We start from the raw sequence: 25312 nt of genomic DNA, 5'->3' as shown, positions 1-25312 counted from the left end.
CCTATTTGAATCGTATACCCCTGGGATCAGCGGGTAAACTTTTCTTATTGATAATGCGTTGAAAATACAGTTTTATGAATACGAGTTACCTTCCGTCCGATTTCCTTCCTATTGTCGTCCAGTTTGTGCTGGCGGCGGCTTTTATCGTAGGTACTATGATCGTTACCCACAATATTGGCCCCAGCCGTAAAAACAAGCAGAAGGACGACCCCTTCGAGTGCGGCATCGAAGTGGTAGGAAATGCCCGCACCCCCATTTCAGTCAAATACTTCTTGGTGGCAATACTCTTCGTACTTTTCGACGTAGAGGTCATTTTTATGTACCCCTGGGCGGTGAATTTCAAGAAACTGGGAATGCTGGGTTTTATCGAGATGGTACTGTTCATGGCTCTGCTGCTGGCGGGCTTCTTTTACATTATTCGTAAAGGAGTCTTGAAGTGGGAAGAGTAAGTTCTTTATTCGATTTTTACAAAAGGCTGGTAGCTTATGGCTATTAGCTAATAGCCACTAAATATATGAAGCCTGAAATAGTTGAAGCCCCTAAGGGGCATACAGGGTCCGGTTTCTTCGCTACCTCATTTGACGAAGTGATCGGCATAGCCCGTAGTAATTCGCTTTGGCCGTTGCCGTTCGCCACCTCCTGCTGTGGTATCGAATTTATGGCCACGATGGGTTCGCATTACGATATTGCCCGTTTTGGCTCCGAGCGGCCCAGCTTTTCGCCCCGCCAGGCCGATTTGCTGATGGTAATGGGTACCATTGCGAAGAAGATGGCACCCATCGTGAAGCAGGTGTACCTTCAAATGGCCGAACCCCGCTGGGTACTGGCCATGGGTGCCTGCGCTTGCAGCGGGGGGATCTTCGATTCATACAGCGTGTTACAGGGTATCGATCGCATTATTCCGGTCGATGTGTATGTACCGGGCTGTCCGCCCCGCCCCGAGCAAGTGCTTGAGGGGCTGATGCAAGTGCAGGAAATGGCCCGCAATGAGTCACTGCGTCGTCGGAACTCGGAAGAATACGCGCATTTGCTCCAATCGTTCAACATTCAATAATCCCTATGCTGACTAATCAGGAAGTAGCCGAAGCGTTGATCGGGAAGTTCGGAGAGGATGTATTTGATTTTGAAGAGCCGTACGGGATGCTCACACTCACCACCACGCGTGAGCAGATTATGCCCATGCTGGAATTCCTTTTCAACCATGAGAAATTCAAAGCCAACTTCCTGACCGACCTCACGGGAGTCCACTATCCCGATACCCCGGGACGGGAGTTTGCGGTAGTATATCACGTACACAGTCTGATTCATAATTTCCGATTGCGGATTAAAGTCTTTTTGGCCGAGGAAGATATCCATATTCCCACGGCCACCAGCCTTTATTCCTCAGCCAATTGGATGGAGCGCGAAACCTACGATTTCTTTGGTATTCTGTTCGACGGGCACCCGAACCTTACCCGCATTTTGAATATTGAGGAAATGGATTATTTCCCGATGCGGCGGCAATATCCGCTGGAAGACACTACGCGGGAAGACAAAACGGACGCACTCTTCGGAAGATAAAAATAACATTAGAATGAGCGAATGTTGGAATAGCCGAAAGAGGGAGTACCCTAACCTATCCATCGATTCCGATACGCGCTTTTTCAAAATTGACTCGCGATGCCAGACCTAGAACTCATACCCAGTGCCAGTACCTTAGCGAAGCGCGATCAGCCCGAACTCGTTGGTGAGCTCACTACGCTTAACCTCGGGCCCACGCACCCCGCCACGCACGGCATTTTTCAGAACATCCTGCAGATGGATGGTGAGAAGATTGTGTCGACTGAGCAGACGATCGGCTACATTCACCGTGCCTTTGAGAAAATTTCGGAACGCCGGCCTTACTACCAGATCACGACGCTCACCGACCGGATGAATTACTGCTCGTCGCCGATCAACAATCTGGGTTGGCACATGACGATGGAGAAATTCCTCCACGTGGAGGTACCCAAGCGGGCGCAGTACATCCGGGTAATCATGATGGAGCTTGCGCGGATTTCCGATCACCTGATTTGTAATGGTATTTTAGGAGTAGATACCGGAGCCTTTACCGGATTTCTTTACCTATTTGAAAAGCGCGAGGAAATATACGAGATATATGAGGAAGTCTGTGGCGCGCGCCTTACCACCAATATGGGCCGGGTAGGCGGTATGGAGCGGGATCTTTCCAGTGAGGCTATTCGCAAGTTGCGGGAATTCATTAAGTCGTTTCCACCTGTAATGCGGGAGTTTGAACAGTTGTTCAACCGGAATCGCATTTTCATGGACCGGGTAATCGACGTAGGTGGAATTTCGGCGGAACGAGCGCTTAATTATGGCTTTACCGGACCCAACCTACGTGCCGCTGGTGTTGATTACGATGTGCGGGTGATGAATCCCTATTCGTCCTATGAAGACTTTGACTTCATTATTCCCGTAGGACAGAGCGGCGATACCTACGACCGTTTTATGGTACGCAACGCCGAGATTTGGGAGAGCCTGAAAATAATCGAACAAGCCCTCGAGAATTTGCCTGAGGGCCCCTATTACGCCGATGCGCCTGAGTACTACCTACCTCCCAAGGACAATGTGTACACCAGCATGGAGGCGCTTATCTATCACTTCAAAATCGTGATGGGGGAAATCGACGCACCCATTGGTGAGGTATATCACGCGGTGGAGGGTGGCAATGGCGAGCTAGGCTTTTATATGATCAGTGACGGCGGGCGCACCCCCTACCGTCTGCACTTCCGGCGGCCCTGTTTTATTTTCTATCAGGCATTTCCGGAAATGATCAAAGGAGCTACTCTGTCGGATGCTATCGTTATTATGAGTAGCATGAACGTAATCGCGGGCGAATTGGATAGTTAAAAAGCGGATGGCATTCATGAAAATCAGCTCATGAATTGATTCCGCAGGTTTGAATTGAATACTGGTTAACAGCTATTTGCCGAGTGCCGATAGCTATTTCTTGAACTATGACCGAAGTAGCGAATCCCATAGAATTTACGCCGGAACGTCTGGCCAAGGTGAAGGACATGATTGCCCGCTATCCCGAGGGTAAGCAGAAATCAGCTTTACTACCCGTATTGCACGTGGCTCAGGACCAATGGGGATGGTTGAGCAGCGAGGTAATGGATCACGTAGCTGAGATGCTGAGCATCCAACCCATTGAGGTATACGAGGTAGCCACTTTTTACACGATGTTCCACCTGCAACCCGTCGGGAAGCATGTGATTGAATATTGCCGTACGGGCCCCTGCTGTCTGATGGGCGCAGAAAGTGTATATGACCACTTGCAGCAAAAGCTGGGCATTAAAACGGGCGAAACCACACCTGATGGCTTATTTAGTTTGAAAGAAGTAGAGTGCCTGGCCGCTTGCGGCTGGGGGCCTGTCTTTCAGATTAGGGAAAAATACTATATGAATCTAACCAATGAAAAGGTAGATTCAATCATTGAAGAACTGAGCCAATAGCTGTACTTCAAAGCTAATGGCCATTAGCCAACAGCTAATAGCTTTAAAAAAAATGGCAAGAAAAATATTACTAGAGCACGCTCACATCGCTGGAATTGAAACCTTCGATACGTACCGTAAAAATGGCGGCTACGAGGCGTTGGAAAAGGCTATTAAAACCATGACACCCGAGGCGGTGGTGGAAGAAGCCAAGAAATCGGGGGTACGGGGACGGGGTGGAGCTGGCTTCCCAATGGGTATGAAGTGGGGGTTCCTGGCCAAGCCCGAAGGGGTACCCCGCTACCTCGTCTGTAATGCGGACGAATCAGAACCGGGTACCTTTAAGGATCACTACTTGATGAAGACAATCCCTCATCTACTGATCGAGGGTATGATCATATCGAGCTTTGCACTAGGGGCCAACAAGTCCTTCATCTACGTACGCGGCGAGTTGATGTACGTGATCCAAATCCTGGAAAAAGCCATCGCCGAAGCCAAAGCTAAGGGCTTTTTGGGGAAAAATATTTTGGGATCAGGATATGATCTGGAACTAGTGGTACATCCTGGTGGCGGTGCTTATATCTGTGGCGAAGAGACTGCCTTGCTTGAATCGCTGGAAGGGAAGCGTGGCAATCCGCGTAATAAACCACCTTTCCCAGCGGTAAAAGGGCTATATCAGTCACCTACCGTTGTAAACAACGTCGAATCCATTGCCAACATGGTGTGGATCATTAACAATGGGGGCGAGGCTTATGCTTCCATTGGAATCGGACGCAGTACGGGTACCAAGCTCATTTCTGCCTCGGGCCACATCCGAAAACCCGGCGTGTACGAAATTGAACTGGGGCTGTCGGTGGACGAATTCATGAATTCCGACGAGTATTGTGGCGGTATCCGCGAGGGACACCATCTGAAGGCATTGGTCGCGGGCGGTTCGTCCGTCCCCATCATTCCGGCAAGACTGGTGTATAAGACAGCCAACGGCGAGGATCGGTTGATGAGTTACGAATCGCTTTCTGACGGCGGATTTGCCACAGGTACCATGCTGGGTTCGGGAGGCTTTATCGTTTTTGATGAAACGGCGTGCATTGTGCGCAATACCTGGAACTTCTCGCGTTTTTACCACCACGAATCCTGCGGACAGTGCAGCCCCTGCCGGGAAGGTACCGGCTGGATGGAAAAGGTACTGCACCGTCTCGAACACGGTCATGGCCACATGCGTGATATCGACCTGTTGGTGGATGTCGCCAAGAAAATAGAAGGAAATACGATTTGTCCGCTTGGTGATGCCGCTGCCTGGCCCGTTGCGAGCGCTATCCGTCATTTCCGTGACGAATTCGAGTGGCACGTCACCCATCCCGCGGAGGCTACCAAACCGGGAGCGGTTTATATGGGCGAAGCCGTGCTTATTTAGTTTTGAATTAGTGATTCAGAAAGATGGAAGATATCAAACCGCAGCTATTCAAAATCACCTTCGACGGCATTGAGGTCGAGGTAGAACCCGGCACGACCATCATGCAGGCGGCGCGCCGGATCGCCGAAGCTGACGCCAGTCAGGGCCATCTGGTACCCCCTGCCATGTGCTATTACAAACCCCTCGAAGGTTCTGGCGGTAAGTGCCGTGCGTGCCTGGTGCGGGTTGCCCAGGGGTCAGCGAAAGATACGCGTCCTATGCCTAAGCTTGTTCCTTCGTGCATTACGCAGGTACAAGATGGTATGGTGGTCGAGAATGTGACCAATCCCGCCGTGCTGGAAGAACGCAAAGCCATTGTAGAATTTCTGCTGCTGAACCACCCCCTAGACTGCCCCATCTGTGATCAGGCGGGCGAGTGCCATCTGCAGGATTTTGCATATGAACACGGATCGTCCAACCAACGCTATGAGGAAGAGCGCCGGACCTTCGAAAAGCACGACATTGGCCCCTACATTCAGTTGCACATGACGCGTTGCATCCTGTGCTACCGCTGTGTGTATACTGCCGACCAAATTACTGAAAAACGTGTACACGGTGTATTGGGCCGGGGCGATGCTGCCGAAATCAGCACCTATATTGAAAAAGCCATTGACAACGATTTTTCGGGTAATGTAATCGACGTATGCCCCGTGGGTGCTTTGACCGACAAGACCTACCGCTTCAAAAATCGCGTGTGGTTCTCAAAGCCGGTTGATGCCCATCGCGACTGCGACAAGTGTAGCGGTCATGTTACTCTGTGGTACCGCGGTGAGGAAGTAATCCGGGTCACCGCCCGCAAAAATGAATGGGGCGAAGTGCAGGAGTTCATCTGCAATACCTGCCGTTTCGAGAAGAAAAAGACCAGCGACTGGGTGATAGAAGGCCCGACCAAGGTAGTCCGGAGTTCGGTCGTATCGGCCAACAAATACCGGGCTGATACGGTTAAGAAACCTGACTTTGCGCTTCGGCTAGCCAATTCACAGTATAAGCCCATCGACGATTCGCGGCCTTTCATTACGGATGATGAAACGATTCGTCAACTAAGTATTGAAAATAACAAGAAAGCCAACGAGCGCTCGCTGGCGGAAAATAGCAATAACTAGGGAAAAGTATAAGTTAAAGGGTTGAAAAACGGGGATGCTTACCATAATCGAATTCGACAATTCAACCCTTTAATTACTAAACAAAAAGATATCTCCCATACATGGAACTTACCGCATTCATCATCAAGGCCATCGTCATTCTGGTCATTTTTGGCTTGACTTTGCTGATCGCCATGTACTCTACCTATGGCGAACGGAAGGTGGCTGGTTTTATTCAGGATCGCCTTGGCCCCGACCGAGCTGGGCCCTGGGGCTTATTGCAGCCGCTTGCCGATGCCGGAAAAATGTTTTTTAAAGAGGATTTTATTCCTGCTCAGGCCAACAAATGGTTGTTTATTGCCGGGCCCTGCCTGGCGATGCTCACAGCCCTGATGGCTAGTGCCGTTATTCCGTTTGGCAGTACCTTGCGCTACGATGGTGTGGAGGTAGCTGTGCAGGCCGTAGAGGCCAACATCGGGATTCTTTATATTTTTGGAGTCGTATCACTAGGTGTGTATGGCCTGATGATCGGCGGTTGGGCTTCGAACAATAAGTTTTCGTTGCTCGGCGCTATCCGTGCGGCTTCGCAGAACATTAGCTACGAAGTAGCCATGGGACTTTCCATCGTAGCAATTCTAATGATCAGTAGCTCATTGTCCATCGGTGATATTGTGGCTCAGCAGCATGGCGGCAACTGGAACATCTGGTACCAGCCACTGGGTTTTATCATTTTCCTGACTTGTGCCTTTGCCGAGTGCAACCGTACACCTTTTGACCTACCTGAATGCGAAACCGAACTTGTGGGTGGGTACCACACCGAATACAGCAGTATGAAGTTGGGCTTTTATCTCTTTGCCGAGTATATCAATATGTTCGTATCATCGGCGGTGATTTCGGCATTGTACTTCGGAGGGTATAATTATCCGGGTATGGACTGGGTGTATAACCAGCTGACGGGAGCCTTTGGAAACGTGGCGGGTCATAACGTAGCCACGCTGCTGGGTACGGGGGTATTTTTTGCCAAGTCGCTGTTCGGAGTATTCTTCTACATGTGGGTACGCTGGACATTACCCCGCTTCCGCTATGACCAACTGATGAACCTGGGCTGGAAGGGATTGATTCCACTGGCCATCCTGAATATTGTAATCACGGGTCTGGCAGTAATGTTTTTGCAACCCGCCCTGACTGCGATGTTAAAATAAGACTTTTGGACGTTGGATGGTTGACTTTTCAGGATACAGTTTCCGAAAATCGAATGTCAGCAATCCAACGTCGAATATCATTTTGCTATTTAGATTATGCAACTAACCAATCGTTCCAAGCAGGTAAGTAACAAGCAAATGACGCTGGCCGAACGGATATACCTACCGGCTATTGCGACGGGCATGGCGATTACGATCAAGCACTTTTTTCAAAAGAAAGTCACGATCCGCTATCCCGAAGTGAAGAGGTACTTGGGGCCCGTTTTTAGAGGGCGTCACGTGTTGAAGCGCGACGCGGAAGGCCGTGAGCGGTGTACCGCCTGCGGCCTGTGCGCCGTAGCCTGCCCGGCCGAAGCCATTCAGATCGTAGCCGAAGAGCGCAAGAAGGGTGAGGAGCACCTGTACCGAGAGGAAAAATACGCGGCGATTTATGAAGTGAATATGCTGCGGTGCATCTTTTGCGGCCTATGCGAAGAAGCTTGTCCGAAGCAGGCGGTGTACCTACGTCACGACGAATTTGTACCTGTTTTCACTGAGCGCGATCAGGTAATCTGGGGAAAAGACTTGCTGGTAGAGAATATGAACAATCGTTATCTGCGCAAAGCCTGGACCAAAGAAGAAGCCCAGGCGCAGGACGATGCCAAAGTAAGGGGGGAAATAAAGGAAGTAGAACCCCGGGCAATTCCCTGATTTGGTCAATCCAGATACTCATCTCCTAACTTATACATAAGGTGAATCCAACACTCTCCCTTTTTTACTTCCTGTCGTTCCTGACCATTCTCAGCGCGCTAATGGTAGTTTTCTCCCGCAGTCCCATTCATAGCGTTCTGTATCTGATTCTTACGTTCTTCTGTCTGACGGGCCACTATATTCTGTTAAACGCGCAATTTTTGGCCGTCGTCAACATCATTGTATATGCTGGTGCTATCATGGTACTTTTCCTGTTCGTCATCATGTTTTTGAACATGAAGGAAGATGAAAGGGATCTGGTACCCAATGTGACCAAAATTGCCGCCTCCATTGTCTGCGGTACCATTTTCATCATACTTTTTGGCGCCTATCGCAAATCGCAGGCAGGTACCTATGACCCCGGCACCTACAATTCACAAACTGGTATGGTGGAAAGTCTCGGGCAAGTATTATTCCGGGATTACCTGTTGCCTTTTGAATTAGCCTCAGTACTTTTCCTGATCGCGATGGTAGGGGCGGTGATGCTGGGGAAACGGGAGTTGGGTGAGCGGCATTTTTAACATCGTTAGCGCTTATACTCTTCTGGATGGCTTAATTTCTTAGGACATCGTTTATCTTAAAGTAATGTGGGTACCTATACGACCTAAGGTAGGTACCGTTAATAGAGGCCTAACTTACTTTCGGCTGATAACAAAGCACGACGATCCCGCAGTCAAAGGCCTGGGATTTCACCAGAGTCAGGTTTTGCTTTTCCTCCAAATCACCAAATATCATCATGCCGTTGCCAATCGCGGTAGGATTGATGAATAGGTGGTATTCATCGATAAGTCCGGCTTTGATCAGGGACGAAACAAATCCCGCACCGCCGTAGACAATAATATCCCCGCCATCCTGATTTTTGATTTGATTGACCTCCTCGGTAAGATCTCCTTTTGCCAGCGTTGTGTTAGCCCAGATTGATTCCTCCATGGTTTTTGTAAACACCACTTTGGGAGTATCTATCATTTTTTTGGCAAAGGGAAATTCACGGCTTTTGGGCTGGTTGTTTACTACGTCAGTCCAGTAATTAACGAAGCCATCCGTCATGTTTCTGCCCAATAGAATGGTATTAGAAGAATCAGTAAGAGCGTTGACATAGGCCTCAAGGCCGCTGTCCCAGTTCCAGACCGTCCAATCCAACTCGCCTTTGGGTCCGCTGATATAGCCATCTACTGACATCTGTACCTGCAATTTTAGCTTTCTCATGGTCATGTTCAGTTTTACCAAATAGGTTTAGTTCTGTTATTAGTTTTCTTCGCTCAGTTCCTTCACTTTTTCCAAAGCCTTCGGCCAGGTACTCAAGAAATAATCCATATGCTCATCGGCAATGTCCATGACTACTGTAAGGACAGTTTTTCCATCCGCATTTTCGAGCGTATAAGTCTCGATGGCCCCCGCCCACTGCTTTGCTAGCTCGCTGTCCAGGTATTCCTGTCCGTCTTTCACTTCGCCCAGATGCTCAAAAGCCATACATTCGTATGGCCGGTTAGCCACCACCCGGCTCAGCATACCATCGCCCGTGGCCGAAAGGAAAAGTGCCTTGCTCCCCTCCTTCCAGTCGGTTTCGGCCCGCGAACCTTCGCCAAAAATCGTGGTCCATTTCGGATAAGTGGCATCGTCCCACAGTATCTGCCAGACTTGCTCGCGCGGAGCATCGATCGTTATTTTGAATTCTTTCTTTTCCATCAGTCAATATTATTTGAAATTGTTTAAGAGATTTTCCGGAATATTTATTTCATTCTGAATTTGACAATTCTGTCGATCAAATCTAGCGGCATCGGCTCGTCCAACGGGAACCGCGCCGAACCCTTGCCTGTCTTGTAGCGGGAAAACTCTTCCCTAAATGCTTCGTGCCCGGTCGGCGTGGCATAAAAGCCAATGTGATTTTTGAAGGCCGCAAAATGGACCAGGACTTTCCCCCGATGGGTGAATGTGGGCATACCGTAGCTGATTTTCTCTTCTGCATCTGGACACGTTTTACTGATCGTAGTCCGAATCTGTTCCAGAATCAGCTGCGTTTCTTTTGGAAATCCGGCGATGTACTCGGCGACATTTTCAGGTTTTACGGTATTCATGCCCGGGCTGATAAAGGGTGATTTAATTTATGATAGTAGATGTACGAGACACCCAGAATGGCCAGGATCACCATTGGAAAAAAGGATTGAGGGATTGGACCATCCACTACGATGAGGCTGATTGTGGCAAACAGAAAGTCGAAGACAAAGCCCGCGTACACCCATTCCTTCACCCTGCCCCGGACTTGTGGAATGACCAATGCCAATGAGCCCAGTACCTTAAAAACCACTAGGATATTGCCGAAATAGTCGGGATAGCCCAAGTGCCGGATACCTTCCTTGGCAAGTTCGGTCTGAGAAGTCAGCGCGGGCATTACACCTTCGAACAGGAAAATAAATAGGGTTGCTGCCCAGTAGATGATTTTGTCCTTTTTCATTTTAATTAGAGTTTTATTGTTCGATTAAGTCTATACATTTTACAAGTATTACCTGTACCTCGAAGGCTTTCTTTTTCACTTCGTCCAGATCATCAAACCGTATGATCCGCCGCCCATCGGTGTAGGTACCCTTTAGCAAGCTGCTCGTATCTTCTATGGTGGCACCGGTAGGAAAAATCAGCAGAACCCGACCCTTGCGCAGGTTCATGACCGCCATATCCCGTTTATATTCTTTTGGGTTAAAAGGCTTCATTTCACCGGTGTAGAAAAAACTGGGTGAATTCCATTTGATCTGCTCCCCAATCATTTCACTACTACTCAGAACAATTTGCCTCACTTCCTCTACCATCCTGCCAAAGTCAGGATCAAGAGTTTGAATCAATGCGGTCACGCTTTTGGAGTCATGGATGTCTTTGGCCATGGTTAGTTTTTAAATGTTAGTCCCGCATTTTTCAAAGCAGATCGAAGTTTTAAGAGGGTACCTGGCCCCACCCCGTGGAAATGTTGGATCTCTGCTTCGCTATACTCGGCAAGCTGCTGTAAGGTAGAAATACCATGACTATTTAGGGCGCGTTTTGCCGGTGAGGCAAGTAGGGGAGAGAGGAGTTTTGAGATTCAGCAAGGTTTACGTTTTTTTGAGTTGCCATTGCGTTATAAAATTGTATGTTCGAAAAAGTCAATAGGCATTACGATCAAAGTGCAACAGCCATTGATTGCCATATTTATCCGTTAAGCCGCCAAACAAGGCTCCCCAGAATGTGTTTTCCAGCGGATGCGTGGGGTTTCCATCTGCTGCAAGTTTGTCGAAACAGCCTCGCACTTCAGCTTCACTCTCACAGTCCAGCATCAACGAGATGCTATTTCCCCGGTTTAGGGTTTCCTCATCCACCATATCACTGGCCAGTAGCGTGAGTCCGTCTTTTCGGAGTGTAGCGTGCAGAATGCTGTCTTTCATTTTCTTTGGCATCCGTTCGGCCATCGGGGATTCACCGATCGTCATCAGGCTTAGTTCACCACCCAGGCATTTCTGATAGAAAGTCATGGCTTCGCGGCAGTTGCCGCTGAAAGTCAGATACGTGTTAATTTTTGCCATCTGGTTCGCAAAGGTTAGGTAGGTTATAAAGTTCGAAGGGGTACCATGCACCGCATTTCGTCATCGCTCACATACACTTCCAGGCAGTAGCCCTCAGGATCGAGGCGAGGATCGGCCAGGAGTTTTTGGAAAGTCTCGCCGATCTGTTTTTCATCCTCACGCCAGTTAGTCAGTGTTTCGCTCAGGTAGTCGCCTTTCTTTATAGTAAAGGCCTCGCAGCCGTACTTTTCGGCTTCGCCTGTATAAGCTTCTTCCACCGCGGCTCTGTAAATAATTTCTTTGCTGTCGGAAGGCCGGGAAATACCGTAAAAGTTTCGCCCCTCTACGGAAGGTAGCAGACTATGAAGTTTTTGATGAGCCTGCATGACACCTTCGGGAAATGACATAGCCTCGACATAGAAAACGGTAATAGCTTGGTCTAGATGGTATATAATCTTCTTTTTGTCAAACTTTATAATGCAAATTTGGTAGATAACAGGTATATATGAACGGTGCAAAACCGACACTTTACCGGGTTGATTGCGACAAAAGATTTTATTATTTTTATCAAAAATTTTTCACGCATTCTTCTGCTCTTTCCATCAAAATTGAAAATGAAAACCGTCTCGATTCTCGTTCCCGAATCCGCAGTGCTGGAAGCCGTAGCTGACCCACGTTATCTTTTTACAGCGGTGAATCAGTTCTTGCAAGCCAGTGGTAAGCCCCCTATATTCGAGGTACAGCTGGTGGGAGCGACCCGGGACGTACACTATCAGAATGGCCTTTTTTCGGTACACACCGATCGGCTGCTGCACGAAGTGAATCGGACCGACCTGGTAATAATTCCGGCCTTATTTGGTGATATGAAAAGTGCTATCCGAAAGAACGATGTGCTCATAGACTGGATCGTGGAGCAGTACGCTAAAGGGGCGGAAGTGGCTTCTCTTTGCGTGGGCGCTTTTCTGCTGGCATCAACGGGCCTACTCGATGGGAAGCGTTGCTCTACGCATTGGGCTTTCGCTAGTGAATTCCGGGAGTTGTTTCCCGAGGTAGAACTGGTGGATGGTAGCATCATCACCGAAGAGCACAACCTGTATTCGAGTGGAGGAGCCAACTCTTACTGGAATTTGCTGCTGTATCTGGTGGAAAAATACACCGATCGCGATACGGCTATCCTGGCTTCAAAATACTTTGCCATCGATATTGACCGCGACAGCCAATCCGCCTTTATGCTTTTCAAGGGACAAAAGGATCACGACGATGCGGAGGTACTGAGAGCCCAGGAATTTATCGAGGAAAACTATTGTGAAAAAATCGCCGTAGACGATCTGGCGGAGCGGGTAGCAGTAGGCCGTCGGAGTTTTGAGCGTCGGTTCAGGAAGGCCACGCACCATTCGGTGGTGGATTACATCCAACGCGTGAAAATAGAAGCTGCCAAGCGGAGTTTTGAGCGTAGTCGCAAAAATATCAGCGAGGTGATGTTCGATGTAGGGTATACCGATACCAAGGCGTTCCGGGAGCTCTTTAAAAAAATCACGGGCTTGACGCCCATCGAATACCGCAATAAGTATTACAAAGAAGAAGTGATCCTGGTGTAGCCTATTCGCCCAGGAATTGCCGTATTGATTCCAATTCACTGGTTTGGCTTTGCTTTTGCTTCTGCTCTGTATATTTGTAAAAAAAATCTGCTGCAATCGAACCACCCATCCACCTTGACGAGCCACAGCCACAGGAACCTGACCTGGCGAAACGCATGCGGCAGCGGCATCTGTGGATTATTCTGCTGGCCAATGGTTTGTTTGCGCTACTGGCCAATCTGTTGTTTTTCTTTGACATCATAGGGCCCGTTAAGTCGTTTACCAACAAATGGCCACTGATTTTGTTGGGGGTGATGGTGTACAGCATTCAGATCGGATTGATCTATTTTTTGGTAAGGAAGTACGCGCCTCCGCGTTGGCTTATTCAGCCTTTCAGAGGAAAAGAGTGGCTGTTGGGAGTGACCATAGGCCTGTTGGTTTGGTTGGTAGCCAATATCGCCCAGGCTTACCGGTTACCCGATGGTTTTTCAAAACTAGGCTCTACTCGAAGCTTTGCCCGATTCTTACCCGTTTTTTTATTAAACTCAATACCGGGGGCCGTAATTGAAGAATATCTGTTTCGGTTTCTGCCCGTTCGCTTTGCGGAAAGTCAGGGTCTGTCCCGTCGACGTACAATCGTACTGTTCCTGGCAGTATTAGTTTTCTTTACCGCTACCCACATCCCTGCCTACCTATGGCAATACCACAATCCGCTTTGGTCGTTGTGGAGCCCTTTCACCATGGGGGGAGCTTATCTTTTCGTGTACTATGCTACCCGCAATCTGGCATTCACGACCTTATTCCATGCCTTCTACAATAATCACTGGATGCTCTATGGTCCGTCTGTAATTAAGGATTATTCGCTTGTCATCATGGTAAGCATGCTGTGGTTTCTGTGGCGAACGAATCGGAAAAACGATTCCTCTCCTTTATAATTTTATTATTCCTTACCTTAATCCCTATGAAAAAATTCGTTCTTCTTCTCGGCTTCGGTTCACTCTTCTTTACAGTTCTTGCGAGCCTTGTTGCCAAAAAGCGTAGCACAACCTACGTAATTGCCCATCGGGGTGCTTGGAAAAACACCAATTCTCCACAAAATTCCCTGGCTTCCCTGCGGGAAGCAGCCCGGCTAGGTTGTTATGGCAGTGAGTTCGACGTGCACATGGCTGCTGACTCGGGACTTTTCGTTAATCATGATCACACGATTCAGGAAGTTCCGATCGAAAAAAGTACATCGGCTACTCTGGCGGCGGTAAAACTAAGTAATGGCGAAACGCTGCCAACTCTGTTGGAATACCTTACTCTGGGTAGAGAACTTAAAAAGACGCGGCTGATATTAGAGATCAAGACCTCGCAACTGGGTAAGGAACGGTCGTTGGCGCTAGCCGAAAAGTGTGTGGAAATGGTAAGGAAAACCAAAACCCGACCCTTGGTGGACTACATCGCATTTGACTATGACGTGTGTAAAAAAGTGAAGGAACTGGACCCAAAGGCAAAGGTGACCTACCTTAATGGAGACAAAACGCCCGCCCAGGTAGCTGCTGATGGCCTCGACGGACTGGATTACAACCAGAATGTGTACAAAAAGAATGAGTCGTGGATTCAGGAAGCCCAGCAGCACAAGCAGACCCTGAATGCATGGACCGTAAATGATAGCACGTCCATGGCGTGGTTTGTGGCAAAGGGATTTGATTTTCTCACGACCGATGAACCCGAACGCCTGCTGGATTTAACCAAAAAATGAGCACCTGCTGCTACCTGATCAAAACGCCAGAAATAGCCGGGCCTGATCATCGATGAGCTGATCAATGAATCGGTCGGCAATTTTTCCTTTTACAAAATTCTTTTGCATGAACGGAATCCTGACTTTTTGAGCCAGCACATGCATACCTAAATAGTTAAGTACATCCGTAAGATGACTCAAACCTAGGGCATTGCCTTGTACACCATCCGAAAGGCCCACCAATGCGCACTTCTTATATTGTAAAGCGTTAGGGTAGCTCAGCCCGTCGATGAACGCTTTGAAAACGCCGGGAAAGGAATTGTTGTATTCCGGCACAACGAATACGAATTTTTGCGAAGCATCCATCAGGCTTCGCAACACATTGAATTCTTCATTCTTGCCTACATTACCATACAAGGCCGTAAAAGTGAAGTCAGCGGGGAGTTTGGCCAGATCCAGAATCTGACTTTCGACCTGGTGGCTGGCGAGCAATTGCTGGTAAAATTCGGCAACCTCAATTGTTTTGGAATTAGGGCGATTGGTGCCAGAAACGATCGTAATCATTTATTTGGTTGACAGTGAAAATAGAAACGGAGCGGTTGACTGCCCAACGGCTATCGTCTTATTTTCTCCTTTTGAAAAAATACCACTTCGTCATTATAAGGAAAACGGGCGCCAAATAGTTTAACCGACGCAGTTGTTATAATTGCAGTAGGTACCTGTGGCGTTTTCCGAAAACCTGTGGTACCTTGCCTTACCAAAAGAAATCCTGGTTATCTGCGTTAGTAGTATATGAACACCAACAACTTCCACAATCGTCGTGGTTTTCTCAAAAAAAGCGTTCTGGCGTCTCTTGTAGCCACATTGGGTACCGAAGTGGCCTTTGCTGACAAAATGCCTGCCCATTACACACCGTTGATTTTAGAAGGTGGGGAACTCCCGGCCGGTAAAAACAAGGATCTGATTGTACTGAGTGATCGGCCCTGGAATGTAGAAACGCCTGCTCACTTGTTGGACGATGCGGTGACTCCCGCCGACAAGATGTTTATTCGTAATAACGGCAACCCACCCTCAGAAGTGGACGCAAAAAACTGGAGCCTGACTATTGATGGCGAGTCGGCAAAGGCAAAGAAAACGTTTACCCTACAGGATCTGAAAACCAAATTCAAGCCACATACCTACCAGCTCACGCTGGAATGCGGGGGAAATGGGCGGAATGGCTACAATCCGCCCGCATCGGGCAACCAGTGGGGTGAAGGCGCGGTAAGTTGCGCCGAATGGACAGGAGTACGGCTAAAGGATGTACTCGAAAGCGTAGGTATCAAACCCGATGCGGTCTATATTGGGTACTACGGGCAAGACACCCATCTTAGTGGTGACCCCAAAAAGGTACCTATTTCGCGAGGCGTTCCAATAAAAAAAGCCCTTGAAGATGAAACATTGCTAGCCTGGGCCATGAATGGACAGGATATTCCAATCATGCACGGACATCCTTTGCGATTGGTTGTAGGTGGCTGGCCTGCCTCCACATCGGGTAAATGGCTGAGCCGGATTTCAATCCGGAACATCGTGCACGATGGTGAAAAAATGGGAGGAGATAGCTACCGCGTACCCGCTTACCCGGTTGAGCCGGGGGCGGAAGTGCCGGATGAAGACATGAAGATCATCGAATCAATGCCCGTAAAATCCGTCATTACCTACCCTCGTTCGGGTGCGATCCTGGAATCAGGCCAGTCACTCGCAGTACGAGGGCACGCATGGGCAGGTGATTTGTCGATTAAGGAAATGATGGTATCCATGGATTATGGGGCCTCTTGGCAGAAATGCGAGCTGAAGGCGCCCAAAAACCGTTTGGCCTGGCAGCATTGGACTGCCAATCTCAAGTTTCCCGGAAAAGGGTACTACGAAATCTGGGCCAAGGCAACCGACAGCATGGGAAAGTCGCAGCCCATGGTAATACCTGCCTGGAACCCCAAAGGGTACATTAATAATGCCTGCCATCGCATAGCGGTGAAGGTAGTTTAGAACTACCAGGTACCTTGTTCAGAGTTTGGATCATTATTTTGTGTCCCTGAAAGAAATGAAGCTATATAAAATTCTTCCCCCGACACTGATTATCGCCTGTTTTCTCATAGGAGCGGCGTTTCGGGCCGATCCGTTGTTTCGTGTCGGAGCGGGTAGCGCTAAGGTAGAACTGGATACTACTAAAAAAGGACTCGATCCCACTACAGGCTTCGTCATTGATGAGGGTATCGACCTGATGCGGGCTCATTGCACGGGCTGTCATTCTAGTAAGCTGATTACGCAGTTCCGTGCCACGCGTGAGGTGTGGCTGGAAAAAATCCGTTGGATGCAACGAACACAGAATTTGTGGGATTTGGGGAAGGCTGAACCAAAAATATTGGACTACCTGGCCAAGCACTATGCGCCGGCCGATACCTACGAGCGGCGCCAACCCTTGAAGGATATCGAGTGGTATAAGCTGGAAAAGGGGAAATAGGTACCCTGCCTCCTGCGAATATTTGAATCTATTTTAGGAAGCAAATATTCATTGCCACTTTGTGCTTATGTCCCTTTGCACCTCTTTTCACAATAATTCATAAATCCCTGCCACGCCCTGTCCACCCCCGACACAGGCCGTCACCATGCCGTACTTTTGCTCGCGGCGACGCATTTCATTGAACAGCTGCACCGAAAGACGGGCCCCGGTTGAGCCAAGTGCATGACCCAAGGCAATGGCTCCACCATTGGGATTAACTATGTTAGGGTTCATATCCAACGTCCGCATCACCGCCAGTGACTGCGCGGCAAATGCTTCATTCAGTTCAATTTGCTCGATATCGGATAGTTTCAGGCCGGCTTGCTTCAATGCCTTAGGTACTGCTGCCACTGGGCCGATGCCCATAATGCGGGGATCGACCCCTGCCGTAGCGTAAGCCATCATGCGGGCAATAGGTGTCAGACCCAATTCGTTCACCATTTTTTCCGACATGACTACCACGAAAGCCGCACCATCGGATGTTTGGGAAGAGTTGCCTGCCGTCACCGAGCCACCTGCGGCAAATACCGGGCGCAGCCGTGCCAGCGCCTCGGGCGTCGTGTCGGGCCGGGGGCCTTCGTCCTCCGTGACGGTATATTCCCGCGTTTTCTTTTTGCCAGCTTCCGCGTCGAAGTACGTTTCCTTTACAGTAATAGGTACAATGTCATCATTGAACAAACCTGCCTTTTGCGCCTCCAAGGCTTTCTGATGCGATTGGAAGGCAAATAGATCCTGGTCCTCGCGACTTATCTTATAATCCTGGGCTACCTGCTCGGCGGTGAGGCCCATGCTGAGGTAATAATTGGGATTCGTATGGGCAATTTCGTAGTTCAAAGCTGTTTTCCAGCCCATCACTGGTACCATCGACATCGACTCCGTACCACCCGCAATGATGCAGTCGGCCATACCTGCATTGATTTTACCGGCAGCCAGCGCAATTGCCTCCACACCCGAGCCGCAATAGCGATTGATAATCATGCCGGATACACTTTCCGGCAAGGATAGCAAAGACACGAAGCGCCCCATTTGCATGCCTTGCTCGGCTTCGGGAACAGCATTGCCTACAATCACATCATCCACTTGGGCGGGATCAAGTTGCGGAATTTTGGCCATCATGTATTTGATCACATCGGCTCCCAGATTGTCCGGGCGGGTAAAACGGAATACACCCCGGGGGCCTTTCCCACGGCCGAACGGTAGCCTGCCACAATATATGCGTTCATAAGTCAGTGTTTATTTATGGAGATTCTATTAAAGCTGATAGCCATTAGCCGAAATTAGTATGCCTGCATACCATTTGTAAAAGTACAGATTAAAAACAAAACAAAAAACCGCCATCCGATTGTTTCCGGACGACGGTTTATGCTGTGTTAGGTACCTGAATCCTTAACTCTGAGGATTGGGCCCAGCGGGTAGCTGGCGGATCGGGGCAGGCTGTTTAGGCATCACGATCCAGAGGATGATGTACAGCAATACCATGTGTGTAGGGACCGGAATAAAGATGGCGAGGACGAACAGGACGCGCATCAGGACGACATCCACGTCGAAGTAATCGGCCAATCCGGCGGCTACGCCCCCGATAACCCGTTGGTTCATGTTGCGGAATAATCTGTTATTTGTGTTCATGGCTCTGTTGTTTTTCGTTACTGATGAATCAAAGGTACTAGGCTATGCCAAGTAGTCCATACGTATTTTTATGAGTGGATCACAGCAATGAGGAAAGGAAAAAAAACGGGAGGATGGGCCGTGTGGATGAGCATTAAATTTTACTTAAAAAGTCTGCAAGAGCCTACCATTCCTCCCGCTGTTCTTTACTATTGTAAAAATGTTGTTATTAAACTAAGAGCAAAGAATTAACTTTGCCCTCCCAAATCGTTGAATTACTGACAATCTGACATTCAGCGGCTTTCAGGCGTATTATTTTAAGTAGGGTATGTTACCAAAGGGATCAAAGATCCCACACGCTTCATTTTTGGTGGGTATGTATATGCCTGACCGGAAGTGGACGTTTCAACAGTATATTAGCTAATACACGATCATGATAAAATTATTCACCAAGTTCTTCGGTACCAAGTCGGACCGTGATTTAAAAGAACTTACCCCTTATGTGGGAAAAATTAACGCGGAGTTTGTTCAACTGGGTACCTTGTCAAACGACGAACTGCGCCAGCAAGTAACGGATCTTAAAGCCTACATTGCCCAGCAACTCAAATCCATCGACGACCAGATTGGTACCCTGAAGCAGCAGGCCGAGGATGAACCCGATGTGGATTCCAAAGAGACGATCTTCAAGCAGATCGATGCGCTGGAACTGGATCGCAACAAGGAATTGGAAAAGGTGTTGCTGGAGATTCTTCCGAAAACCTTCGCCATTGTGAAGGAAACGGCCCGGCGCTTTAAGGAGAACGAACAGCTGGAAGTAACGGCTTCTTACTTCGACCGCGAAATAGCGGCCAAGAAAGGGCACGTCACGATTGAAGGTGACAAAGCCTATTGGAAAAGCACATGGGATGTGATGGGGCAGCCTATCAAATGGGAAATGGTGCACTATGATGTGCAGTTGATTGGGGGCGTAGTACTGCATCAGGGTAAAATCGCCGAGATGGCTACGGGCGAAGGAAAAACGCTGGTCGCGACTCTTCCCTCATTCCTAAATGCCTTGGCTGGCCTGGGGGTACATATCGTTACCGTAAATGATTACCTGGCCAAGCGCGACTCGGAATGGAATGCGCCATTGTTCGAATTCCATGGTATGAACGTGGATTGCATCGACCGTCACGAACCCAATACGCTGGCGCGCCGCAATGCTTATAAGGCAGACCTCACCTATGGAACCAACAACGAATTCGGGTTCGACTACCTGCGTGACAATATGTCGCGAACACCCGACGAGCTCGTGCAGCGCAAGCATCACTACGCCATGGTGGACGAGGTCGATTCCGTACTGATCGATGATGCCCGTACTCCGCTTATCATCAGTGGCCCTGTACCGCGTGGCGATGAGCAGGAGTTTATGGAACTGAAACCCCGTGTGGCCCGCATTGTGGAAGCGCAGAAGAGATTGGCGATGGACTTGCTCAATGAGGCCAAACGCAAGATTTCCGCCGGGGATAAGAAAGAAGGAGGTTTGGCACTTTTCCGCGTGTTCCGCGGTATGCCCAAATATAAGCCCCTGATCAAATTCCTGAGCGAAGGCGGTATGAAGGCGCTATTGCAAGAAACGGAAGGTATCTATCTGGCTGAGAACCAAAAACTGATGCCCGAAGCTGACGCACCCCTATACTTCACTATCGACGAGCGCCACAACAGCATCGAGTTGACTGAAAAAGGAATTGACTTCCTGACTGGAGAATCGGATGAGTCCAATTTCTTTATTATGCCCGATATCGCGGTGGACCTCAATACTATCGAGAAAGATCCCGATCTGACCGAGCAGGAGCGCGTAGTAAAGAAGGAAGCCCTGATCCGCGACTATTCTGTGAAAGCTGCCCGCATCCATACGGTCAACCAGTTGTTAAAGGCTTACAATCTTTTTGAGAAGGATGTCGAATATGTCATCATGGACAATAAGATTAAGATCGTGGACGAGCAGACGGGCCGGATTATGGACGGTCGCCGGTACTCCGACGGGCTGCACCAGGCAATTGAAGCCAAGGAAAACGTAAAAGTGGAGGACGCTACCCAAACCTATGCTACCGTCACGCTACAGAACTACTTCCGTATGTACCACAAGCTGGCGGGTATGACGGGTACGGCCGAAACCGAAGCGGGCGAATTCTGGGAGATCTATAAGTTGGACGTTGTGTCTATTCCTACCAATGTACCTATTGTAAGAAAAGACGAAGAAGATAAAGTCTATCGCTCGGTGCGTGAGAAATACAATGCCGTAGCTGACGAAATCGTAGACTTGGTCAATAACGGCCGCCCGGTGCTGGTAGGTACCACATCGGTAGAAAACTCGGAGATTATCAGCCGCATGCTGACCATGCGTAAGATTGGCCATCAGGTACTGAATGCCAAGCAGCACCAGCGTGAGGCCGAAGTGGTAGCTGAAGCCGGTAAGCCAGGTACTGTGACTATTGCCACTAACATGGCCGGACGCGGTACCGACATCAAATTGACACCGGATGCCAAAGGTGCGGGCGGTCTGGCCATCATTGGTACCGAGCGCCATGAGAGTCGCCGGGTGGACCGGCAGTTGCGTGGTAGGGCCGGCCGGCAGGGCGACACGGGTTCTTCGCAGTTTTTCGTGTCGCTGGAAGACAACCTGATGCGTTTGTTCGGTTCGGACCGCATGGCCAAGGTCATGGATCGCATGGGCCTCGAAGAAGGCGAAGTGATTCAGCATAGCATGATTACCAAGTCTATTGAACGCGCCCAGCGGAAAGTAGAAGAAAATAACTTTGGTACCCGGAAGCGTCTGCTCGAATACGACGACGTGATGAACTACCAGCGTGATGCCATTTACCGCCGCCGCCGGAATGCGCTCTTCGGCGACCGTTTGGCAGTAGACATTGCCAATACGCTGTTTGATGTGTGTGAAGATATTGTGGCCAATACCGACGGCAGCTATGCTGAGCTGGAACTAGCTACCCTAACCGCTATTGGTATCGAGCCTCCTTTCGATGAAGGACAGTACGGCGGTATGAAAGATAACGAACGGGCTCAGAAACTTTATCAGGCGGCCGAACAGCATTACCGCGAAAAGAACGACGCCATTGCGCAGAAGGCTCTGCCAATCTTGAAGCAAATCTACGCAGAGCGCGGCGCGACAATTACCGAAATCATGATCCCCTTCACAGACGGGATTCGGCAGACGGGTGTGGTGGTAGGTCTTAAAAAGGCCATCGACAACGAGGGCCGGGAGATCATCCGCGAAATGGAAAAAGCCATTGTTCTGTCGCTCATCGACCAGGAATGGAAGGAACACCTACGCGAGATGGATGATCTAAAGCAATCGGTACAGAATGCGGTATTTGAACAGAAAGATCCACTGCTGATTTACAAATTCGAATCGGTAGAACTGTTTAAGCGTTTCCTGAGCAAAGTAAACTTCGATATGATTTCCTTCCTGATGAAAGCCGACATCCCTCAGGAGCAAGCTGCCCCTGAACAAGTACGGCAACCGCCTGTACGCCGCCAGGCTAGTCCGGCTCTACAGACCAACCGGGGCGATGAAGCCGACGACTACGAGGAAAGTGGACCTGACGCGCACGCCCGGCATATGGAGAACACCGTGCGACAGCAACCCGCACGGGCAATCAAAATAGCGGATCGTAATCAGAAGGTAACAGTGCAGTACCGTGATGGCCGGGTATTGAAAGATGTCAAATACAAAAAAGTGGAGCAGGATGTTGAGAATGGCGCCTGTGTAGTGGTAGAGTAATTCGCTTTATATAAGATCATTCAACCAAAAGCCCGGACTGGCAATATACCAGTCCGGGCTTTTGGTTGGGTAGAATGCAAAGTTTTAACCGCTAATTTGTATTTTTACCGCTGTCAAACAATACCTATCCCTATGAATTTGCACAAGGAAGGCTATGCGATCATGGCCGGAACGGCCCTTCTTTTACTACTTATCAATTGGGCCATTCGTTATTTTCTTCCTGAAATGGTGGGGTTTCATGGTCTGGTTCTGATTGCCAGCATTGTCTTCTTTATCCTCATTGTGCAGTTTTTTCGTGTACCCAAGCGGGTTGTTACGACGCATGAAAGCCGGGTCGTAGCTCCCTGCGACGGAAAAGTGGTAGTAATTGAAGAAGTGGTAGAGAATGAATATTTCAAAGGCCCGCGTCGGCAGATCAGCATTTTCATGTCGCCTCTTAACGTACACGTCAACTGGAACCCCATCAGTGGGGTAGTTCAGTACTTCAAGTACCACCCGGGCCTGTATCTGGTAGCCTGGCACCCTAAATCCAGTACTGACAACGAACGGACCACCACCGTGATCCGCACCTCCCAGGGCGTGGAGGTACTGTTCCGACAAATTGCCGGGGCGGTGGCGCGGCGAATCCGCTGGTACGTCAAGGAAGGTGATACCGTGCAGCAAAGTACCCAGATGGGTTTTATCAAATTCGGCTCGCGGGTGGATGTATTTGTACCGCTTGATGCTAAGATCAAGGTCAATCTGAATGATAAGACCGTGGGTAGTGTGACGGTACTGGCCGAGTTGTAAAATAGGGAATCCTGAATGCAGACAGCATTTTGAATACTGTCTGCGTTTTTCATCAGAATAACCTCCAGCCGCTAATTTGCTCAAAGAAGCCAGGTACCGCTGCCGGATACACGATGGCCATGAACAGCATGCCGAAAATCGCCCCGTACATGTGGGCATCATGATTCACGAATCCACTGCCGCGTCGGGATTCGTAAAAGGAATAGCCAATGAAAAGAATGCCAAAAATAAAACCTGGCATACAGATCAGAAAGTACAGGCAGATTTCAAGTAAGGGTGCGTATAGTACCGCCGCGAACAGCACGGCCGCTACTCCCCCCGAAGCCCCCAGCGAATTATAACTCGACTTGGTACGATGCTTCAAAAAACTGGGAATATCCGATACGATGATTCCCAGAATATAGAGTGCCAGAAAATAGATGCGCCCATTACTCCCGAAGAGCATTCCGAACAGGCGCTCGATGCTTTCCCCGAAAAACCAGAAACTCAGCATGTTGAACAGCAAATGCCCGAAATCGGCATGGACGAAGCCCGAAGTTACGAAGCGGTAGTACTCATTTTTTTGGGAAACCTTATACGGGTTTAGCACCAGCTTTTCCAGCACAGAGGGATTTTGCCATGCGTAATAGCTGATACCAACGGTAATGAGGATAATAATAAGGGTAATTGACATTTATTGAATTTTGAATGGGAAATGAGTGAACAGTGAGCGAAGGTAAAAGTAGTCACTCATTCTGACATTAGATTAATATTCGCGCTCCACCAGTTGATGTACAAAACCTAAAAGGGGTACCTTGCGGGCCGGATCAGCTTCTACTCTCTCTAGACAGTCGAAGCCCTTATCAAAATATTCACTGATCTTTGCCTGTGTCAACGACCGGATTTCCAGTGTATTATAGATCTGGGTTACGGCCTGTACCTTTTCTTCTTTGTCAAATTCTTCCGCAATCAACCACCGGTTCAGTTCGGTCTTCGTAGTACCCTCCGCCCTTTCCAGCGCCTCAATCAGCAGGAATGTTTTCTTATTGGCAATGATATCCCCTCCTACCTGCTTACCAAACTTGGCTGGATCGCCGTACACGTCCAGCAGGTCATCTTTCAGTTGAAAACCAATCCCCATGTTGACGCCCGCTTCGTAAAGTAATGAGGTAGCCTGTTGGTTGGCCCCGGCAATGATGCCTCCCATTTCGAGCGCAAAGCCCAGCAGAACGGATGTTTTCAGCCGAATCATATTCAGGTACTCGGCTTCAGTGACGTCCCAGCGGGTTTCGAAATTCATGTCCAGCTGCTGCCCTTCGCACACCTCTGCCGCCGTATCGTTGAAGCGCTTGATTACGCGCTTAATGCGGTCGCTTTCCACATCAAGCAACAGGTCGTAGGCACGTACCAGCATCACATCGCCTGATAGAATAGCAATATTGGCGTTCCATTTTTCGTGCACGGTAGGTTGGCCCCGCCGCAGCGGAGCGCAGTCCATGATATCGTCGTGCATAAGGGTGAAATTATGGAAAACCTCCACGGCCTGTGCGGGTTTGAGCGCCTTTCGCCAATCATCGGTATAAAGAGCCGCCGCCATAAGGGTCATAAGCGGACGGAGGCGTTTGCCACTCAGCGACATGATGTAGCGGATGGGTTCGTACAGTTCGACGGGGTGAGCGCCGTAGGTATTTTTTTCAATCTCCTGCTGTAAGGCTTGCAATAATTGTTCGGGTGTTGTCATGCGCGGTCTAGATCTGCTCTTTTCAACCCAATTTGGTGGAGTAGGGTTTAATAAAAACGATAAATCGTCAGAATTGATGGCTGCAAAGTAGCTAAATCAGGTGCAGAAAAGGAAA

At 49.2% G+C, this 25312-nt stretch carries 28 protein-coding genes and 1 pseudogene; 17 read left to right on the top strand and 12 right to left on the bottom strand.

The window, feature by feature from the left end:
* Positions 1-74 precede the first annotated feature (74 nt).
* The 10 genes from GBK04_RS11215 to GBK04_RS11170 all read left to right on the top strand — a co-directional run bounded on the left by GBK04_RS11215 (position 75) and on the right by GBK04_RS11170 (position 8460).
* Positions 75-449 (top strand): NADH-quinone oxidoreductase subunit A, encoded by a 375-nt coding sequence (locus GBK04_RS11215; protein WP_152759702.1) that lies wholly within the window; start codon positions 75-77, stop codon positions 447-449.
* 65 nt (positions 450-514) lie between these two features.
* Complete coding sequence (locus tag GBK04_RS11210) at positions 515-1054, top strand: NADH-quinone oxidoreductase subunit B (RefSeq protein WP_152759700.1); 540 nt, start codon at positions 515-517, stop codon at positions 1052-1054.
* Between the two features lie 5 nt (positions 1055-1059).
* Positions 1060-1560: an NADH-quinone oxidoreductase subunit C gene (locus GBK04_RS11205; protein ID WP_152759698.1), complete on the top strand. Its 501-nt coding sequence runs from the start codon at positions 1060-1062 to the stop codon at positions 1558-1560.
* Positions 1561-1659: 99 nt separating this feature from the next.
* On the top strand, positions 1660-2889 hold the full coding sequence (gene nuoD / locus GBK04_RS11200) for an NADH dehydrogenase (quinone) subunit D (protein WP_152759696.1): 1230 nt from the start codon (positions 1660-1662) through the stop codon (positions 2887-2889).
* Positions 2890-2996: 107 nt separating this feature from the next.
* Positions 2997-3494 (top strand): NADH-quinone oxidoreductase subunit NuoE, encoded by a 498-nt coding sequence (gene nuoE, locus GBK04_RS11195; protein WP_152759694.1) that lies wholly within the window; start codon positions 2997-2999, stop codon positions 3492-3494.
* Between the two features lie 52 nt (positions 3495-3546).
* Positions 3547-4887: an NADH-quinone oxidoreductase subunit NuoF gene (nuoF, locus tag GBK04_RS11190; protein ID WP_152759692.1), complete on the top strand. Its 1341-nt coding sequence runs from the start codon at positions 3547-3549 to the stop codon at positions 4885-4887.
* A gap of 23 nt (positions 4888-4910) precedes the next feature.
* Positions 4911-6029, top strand: coding sequence for an NADH-quinone oxidoreductase subunit G (locus GBK04_RS11185; protein WP_152759690.1), 1119 nt, complete (start codon positions 4911-4913; stop codon positions 6027-6029).
* Between the two features lie 101 nt (positions 6030-6130).
* Positions 6131-7210, top strand: a complete 1080-nt coding sequence (gene nuoH / locus GBK04_RS11180; protein WP_152759688.1) for an NADH-quinone oxidoreductase subunit NuoH — start codon at positions 6131-6133, stop codon at positions 7208-7210.
* Positions 7211-7306: 96 nt separating this feature from the next.
* The gene (locus GBK04_RS11175) at positions 7307-7900 is read left to right on the top strand and encodes a NuoI/complex I 23 kDa subunit family protein (RefSeq protein ID WP_152759686.1); all 594 of its coding nucleotides are present in this window, start codon (positions 7307-7309) and stop codon (positions 7898-7900) included.
* Between the two features lie 101 nt (positions 7901-8001).
* Positions 8002-8460: an NADH-quinone oxidoreductase subunit J family protein gene (locus GBK04_RS11170; RefSeq protein WP_152766032.1), complete on the top strand. Its 459-nt coding sequence runs from the start codon at positions 8002-8004 to the stop codon at positions 8458-8460.
* Positions 8461-8569: 109 nt separating this feature from the next.
* Here the strand turns inward: GBK04_RS11170 and GBK04_RS11165 are convergent, their stop codons facing one another.
* The 7 genes from GBK04_RS11165 to GBK04_RS11135 all read right to left on the bottom strand — a co-directional run bounded on the left by GBK04_RS11165 (position 8570) and on the right by GBK04_RS11135 (position 11870).
* Positions 8570-9145: a dihydrofolate reductase family protein gene (locus tag GBK04_RS11165; protein ID WP_152759684.1), complete on the bottom strand. Its 576-nt coding sequence runs from the start codon at positions 9143-9145 to the stop codon at positions 8570-8572.
* Between the two features lie 39 nt (positions 9146-9184).
* Positions 9185-9625: an SRPBCC family protein gene (locus tag GBK04_RS11160; RefSeq protein ID WP_152759682.1), complete on the bottom strand. Its 441-nt coding sequence runs from the start codon at positions 9623-9625 to the stop codon at positions 9185-9187.
* A gap of 44 nt (positions 9626-9669) precedes the next feature.
* A complete protein-coding gene (locus GBK04_RS11155) occupies positions 9670-10014 on the bottom strand; it encodes an iron chaperone (RefSeq protein ID WP_152759680.1) in 345 nt (114 codons plus the stop codon).
* On the bottom strand, positions 10011-10391 hold the full coding sequence (locus GBK04_RS11150; RefSeq protein WP_152759678.1) for a DoxX family protein: 381 nt from the start codon (positions 10389-10391) through the stop codon (positions 10011-10013). The genes GBK04_RS11155 and GBK04_RS11150 overlap by 4 nt, the downstream gene beginning before the upstream one ends.
* 13 nt (positions 10392-10404) lie before the next feature.
* Positions 10405-10812 carry a DUF1801 domain-containing protein gene (locus GBK04_RS11145; RefSeq protein WP_152759676.1) on the bottom strand — a complete coding sequence of 136 codons (408 nt, stop codon included), beginning with the start codon at positions 10810-10812 and terminating at the stop codon, positions 10405-10407.
* Between the two features lie 255 nt (positions 10813-11067).
* The gene (locus GBK04_RS11140) at positions 11068-11484 is read right to left on the bottom strand and encodes a VOC family protein (RefSeq protein WP_152759673.1); all 417 of its coding nucleotides are present in this window, start codon (positions 11482-11484) and stop codon (positions 11068-11070) included.
* A 23-nt stretch (positions 11485-11507) separates the two neighbouring features.
* On the bottom strand, positions 11508-11870 hold the full coding sequence (locus tag GBK04_RS11135; protein ID WP_152759671.1) for a transcriptional regulator: 363 nt from the start codon (positions 11868-11870) through the stop codon (positions 11508-11510).
* A 207-nt stretch (positions 11871-12077) separates the two neighbouring features.
* On the opposite strand from GBK04_RS11135, the gene GBK04_RS11130 reads away from it, so the two are divergent.
* The 3 genes from GBK04_RS11130 to GBK04_RS11120 all read left to right on the top strand — a co-directional run bounded on the left by GBK04_RS11130 (position 12078) and on the right by GBK04_RS11120 (position 14784).
* Positions 12078-13061 carry a GlxA family transcriptional regulator gene (locus GBK04_RS11130; protein ID WP_152759669.1) on the top strand — a complete coding sequence of 328 codons (984 nt, stop codon included), beginning with the start codon at positions 12078-12080 and terminating at the stop codon, positions 13059-13061.
* A gap of 155 nt (positions 13062-13216) precedes the next feature.
* Positions 13217-13975: a CPBP family intramembrane glutamic endopeptidase gene (locus GBK04_RS11125; protein WP_152759667.1), complete on the top strand. Its 759-nt coding sequence runs from the start codon at positions 13217-13219 to the stop codon at positions 13973-13975.
* Between the two features lie 26 nt (positions 13976-14001).
* Positions 14002-14784, top strand: a complete 783-nt coding sequence (locus GBK04_RS11120) for a glycerophosphodiester phosphodiesterase (RefSeq protein WP_152759665.1) — start codon at positions 14002-14004, stop codon at positions 14782-14784.
* Positions 14785-14802: 18 nt separating this feature from the next.
* Here GBK04_RS11120 and GBK04_RS11115 read toward each other — a convergent pair whose 3' ends face one another.
* Positions 14803-15327 carry an NADPH-dependent FMN reductase gene (locus GBK04_RS11115; RefSeq protein WP_152759663.1) on the bottom strand — a complete coding sequence of 175 codons (525 nt, stop codon included), beginning with the start codon at positions 15325-15327 and terminating at the stop codon, positions 14803-14805.
* 228 nt (positions 15328-15555) lie between these two features.
* Between GBK04_RS11115 and GBK04_RS11110 the strand changes: the two genes are divergently transcribed.
* Together GBK04_RS11110 and GBK04_RS11105 are read left to right on the top strand one after the other, a co-directional pair.
* Positions 15556-16788 carry a sulfite oxidase gene (locus GBK04_RS11110; RefSeq protein WP_152759661.1) on the top strand — a complete coding sequence of 411 codons (1233 nt, stop codon included), beginning with the start codon at positions 15556-15558 and terminating at the stop codon, positions 16786-16788.
* Positions 16789-16843: 55 nt separating this feature from the next.
* Positions 16844-17263, top strand: a complete 420-nt coding sequence (locus GBK04_RS11105) for a hypothetical protein (protein ID WP_152759659.1) — start codon at positions 16844-16846, stop codon at positions 17261-17263.
* Between the two features lie 87 nt (positions 17264-17350).
* Here GBK04_RS11105 and GBK04_RS11100 read toward each other — a convergent pair.
* A pseudogene (locus GBK04_RS11100) lies at positions 17351-18525 on the bottom strand (acetyl-CoA C-acyltransferase).
* Between the two features lie 163 nt (positions 18526-18688).
* Complete coding sequence (locus GBK04_RS11095) at positions 18689-18928, bottom strand: PspC domain-containing protein (RefSeq protein ID WP_152759657.1); 240 nt, start codon at positions 18926-18928, stop codon at positions 18689-18691.
* A gap of 412 nt (positions 18929-19340) precedes the next feature.
* Between GBK04_RS11095 and secA the strand changes: the two genes are divergently transcribed.
* Both secA and GBK04_RS11085 read left to right on the top strand, forming a co-directional pair.
* The gene (gene secA, locus GBK04_RS11090; RefSeq protein WP_152759655.1) at positions 19341-22688 is read left to right on the top strand and encodes a preprotein translocase subunit SecA; all 3348 of its coding nucleotides are present in this window, start codon (positions 19341-19343) and stop codon (positions 22686-22688) included.
* 132 nt (positions 22689-22820) lie between these two features.
* Complete coding sequence (locus GBK04_RS11085) at positions 22821-23477, top strand: phosphatidylserine decarboxylase family protein (protein WP_152759653.1); 657 nt, start codon at positions 22821-22823, stop codon at positions 23475-23477.
* A gap of 52 nt (positions 23478-23529) precedes the next feature.
* Here the strand turns inward: GBK04_RS11085 and GBK04_RS11080 are convergent, their stop codons facing one another.
* Complete coding sequence (locus GBK04_RS11080) at positions 23530-24150, bottom strand: rhomboid family intramembrane serine protease (protein ID WP_152759651.1); 621 nt, start codon at positions 24148-24150, stop codon at positions 23530-23532.
* A 72-nt stretch (positions 24151-24222) separates the two neighbouring features.
* Positions 24223-25197: a polyprenyl synthetase family protein gene (locus tag GBK04_RS11075; protein ID WP_152759649.1), complete on the bottom strand. Its 975-nt coding sequence runs from the start codon at positions 25195-25197 to the stop codon at positions 24223-24225.
* Between the last annotated feature and the right edge of the window lie 115 nt (positions 25198-25312).

It is taken from the genome of Salmonirosea aquatica, from assembly GCF_009296315.1.
Classification (GTDB): domain Bacteria; phylum Bacteroidota; class Bacteroidia; order Cytophagales; family Spirosomataceae; genus Salmonirosea; species Salmonirosea aquatica.
This window is presented reverse-complemented; position numbering and strand designations above follow the sequence as displayed.

Coding starts and splice junctions, on each gene's coding strand:
- GBK04_RS11105 (WP_152759659.1), top strand. CDS start 16,844: ATGAAGCTATATAAAATTCTTCCCCCGACACTGATTATCGCCTGTTTT.
- GBK04_RS11160 (WP_152759682.1), bottom strand. CDS start 9,625: ATGGAAAAGAAAGAATTCAAAATAACGATCGATGCTCCGCGCGAGCAA.
- GBK04_RS11205 (WP_152759698.1), top strand. CDS start 1,060: ATGCTGACTAATCAGGAAGTAGCCGAAGCGTTGATCGGGAAGTTCGGA.
- GBK04_RS11125 (WP_152759667.1), top strand. CDS start 13,217: ATGCGGCAGCGGCATCTGTGGATTATTCTGCTGGCCAATGGTTTGTTT.
- nuoF (WP_152759692.1), top strand. CDS start 3,547: ATGGCAAGAAAAATATTACTAGAGCACGCTCACATCGCTGGAATTGAA.
- GBK04_RS11215 (WP_152759702.1), top strand. CDS start 75: ATGAATACGAGTTACCTTCCGTCCGATTTCCTTCCTATTGTCGTCCAG.
- nuoE (WP_152759694.1), top strand. CDS start 2,997: ATGACCGAAGTAGCGAATCCCATAGAATTTACGCCGGAACGTCTGGCC.
- GBK04_RS11185 (WP_152759690.1), top strand. CDS start 4,911: ATGGAAGATATCAAACCGCAGCTATTCAAAATCACCTTCGACGGCATT.
- GBK04_RS11175 (WP_152759686.1), top strand. CDS start 7,307: ATGCAACTAACCAATCGTTCCAAGCAGGTAAGTAACAAGCAAATGACG.
- GBK04_RS11165 (WP_152759684.1), bottom strand. CDS start 9,145: ATGAGAAAGCTAAAATTGCAGGTACAGATGTCAGTAGATGGCTATATC.
- nuoD (WP_152759696.1), top strand. CDS start 1,660: ATGCCAGACCTAGAACTCATACCCAGTGCCAGTACCTTAGCGAAGCGC.
- GBK04_RS11075 (WP_152759649.1), bottom strand. CDS start 25,197: ATGACAACACCCGAACAATTATTGCAAGCCTTACAGCAGGAGATTGAA.
- GBK04_RS11140 (WP_152759673.1), bottom strand. CDS start 11,484: ATGGCAAAAATTAACACGTATCTGACTTTCAGCGGCAACTGCCGCGAA.
- GBK04_RS11115 (WP_152759663.1), bottom strand. CDS start 15,327: ATGATTACGATCGTTTCTGGCACCAATCGCCCTAATTCCAAAACAATT.
- GBK04_RS11135 (WP_152759671.1), bottom strand. CDS start 11,870: ATGTCATTTCCCGAAGGTGTCATGCAGGCTCATCAAAAACTTCATAGT.
- GBK04_RS11150 (WP_152759678.1), bottom strand. CDS start 10,391: ATGAAAAAGGACAAAATCATCTACTGGGCAGCAACCCTATTTATTTTC.
- GBK04_RS11170 (WP_152766032.1), top strand. CDS start 8,002: ATGGTAGTTTTCTCCCGCAGTCCCATTCATAGCGTTCTGTATCTGATT.
- GBK04_RS11130 (WP_152759669.1), top strand. CDS start 12,078: ATGAAAACCGTCTCGATTCTCGTTCCCGAATCCGCAGTGCTGGAAGCC.
- GBK04_RS11145 (WP_152759676.1), bottom strand. CDS start 10,812: ATGGCCAAAGACATCCATGACTCCAAAAGCGTGACCGCATTGATTCAA.
- GBK04_RS11120 (WP_152759665.1), top strand. CDS start 14,002: ATGAAAAAATTCGTTCTTCTTCTCGGCTTCGGTTCACTCTTCTTTACA.
- GBK04_RS11085 (WP_152759653.1), top strand. CDS start 22,821: ATGAATTTGCACAAGGAAGGCTATGCGATCATGGCCGGAACGGCCCTT.
- GBK04_RS11095 (WP_152759657.1), bottom strand. CDS start 18,928: ATGAACACAAATAACAGATTATTCCGCAACATGAACCAACGGGTTATC.
- GBK04_RS11080 (WP_152759651.1), bottom strand. CDS start 24,150: ATGTCAATTACCCTTATTATTATCCTCATTACCGTTGGTATCAGCTAT.
- GBK04_RS11210 (WP_152759700.1), top strand. CDS start 515: ATGAAGCCTGAAATAGTTGAAGCCCCTAAGGGGCATACAGGGTCCGGT.
- GBK04_RS11110 (WP_152759661.1), top strand. CDS start 15,556: ATGAACACCAACAACTTCCACAATCGTCGTGGTTTTCTCAAAAAAAGC.
- nuoH (WP_152759688.1), top strand. CDS start 6,131: ATGGAACTTACCGCATTCATCATCAAGGCCATCGTCATTCTGGTCATT.
- secA (WP_152759655.1), top strand. CDS start 19,341: ATGATAAAATTATTCACCAAGTTCTTCGGTACCAAGTCGGACCGTGAT.
- GBK04_RS11155 (WP_152759680.1), bottom strand. CDS start 10,014: ATGAATACCGTAAAACCTGAAAATGTCGCCGAGTACATCGCCGGATTT.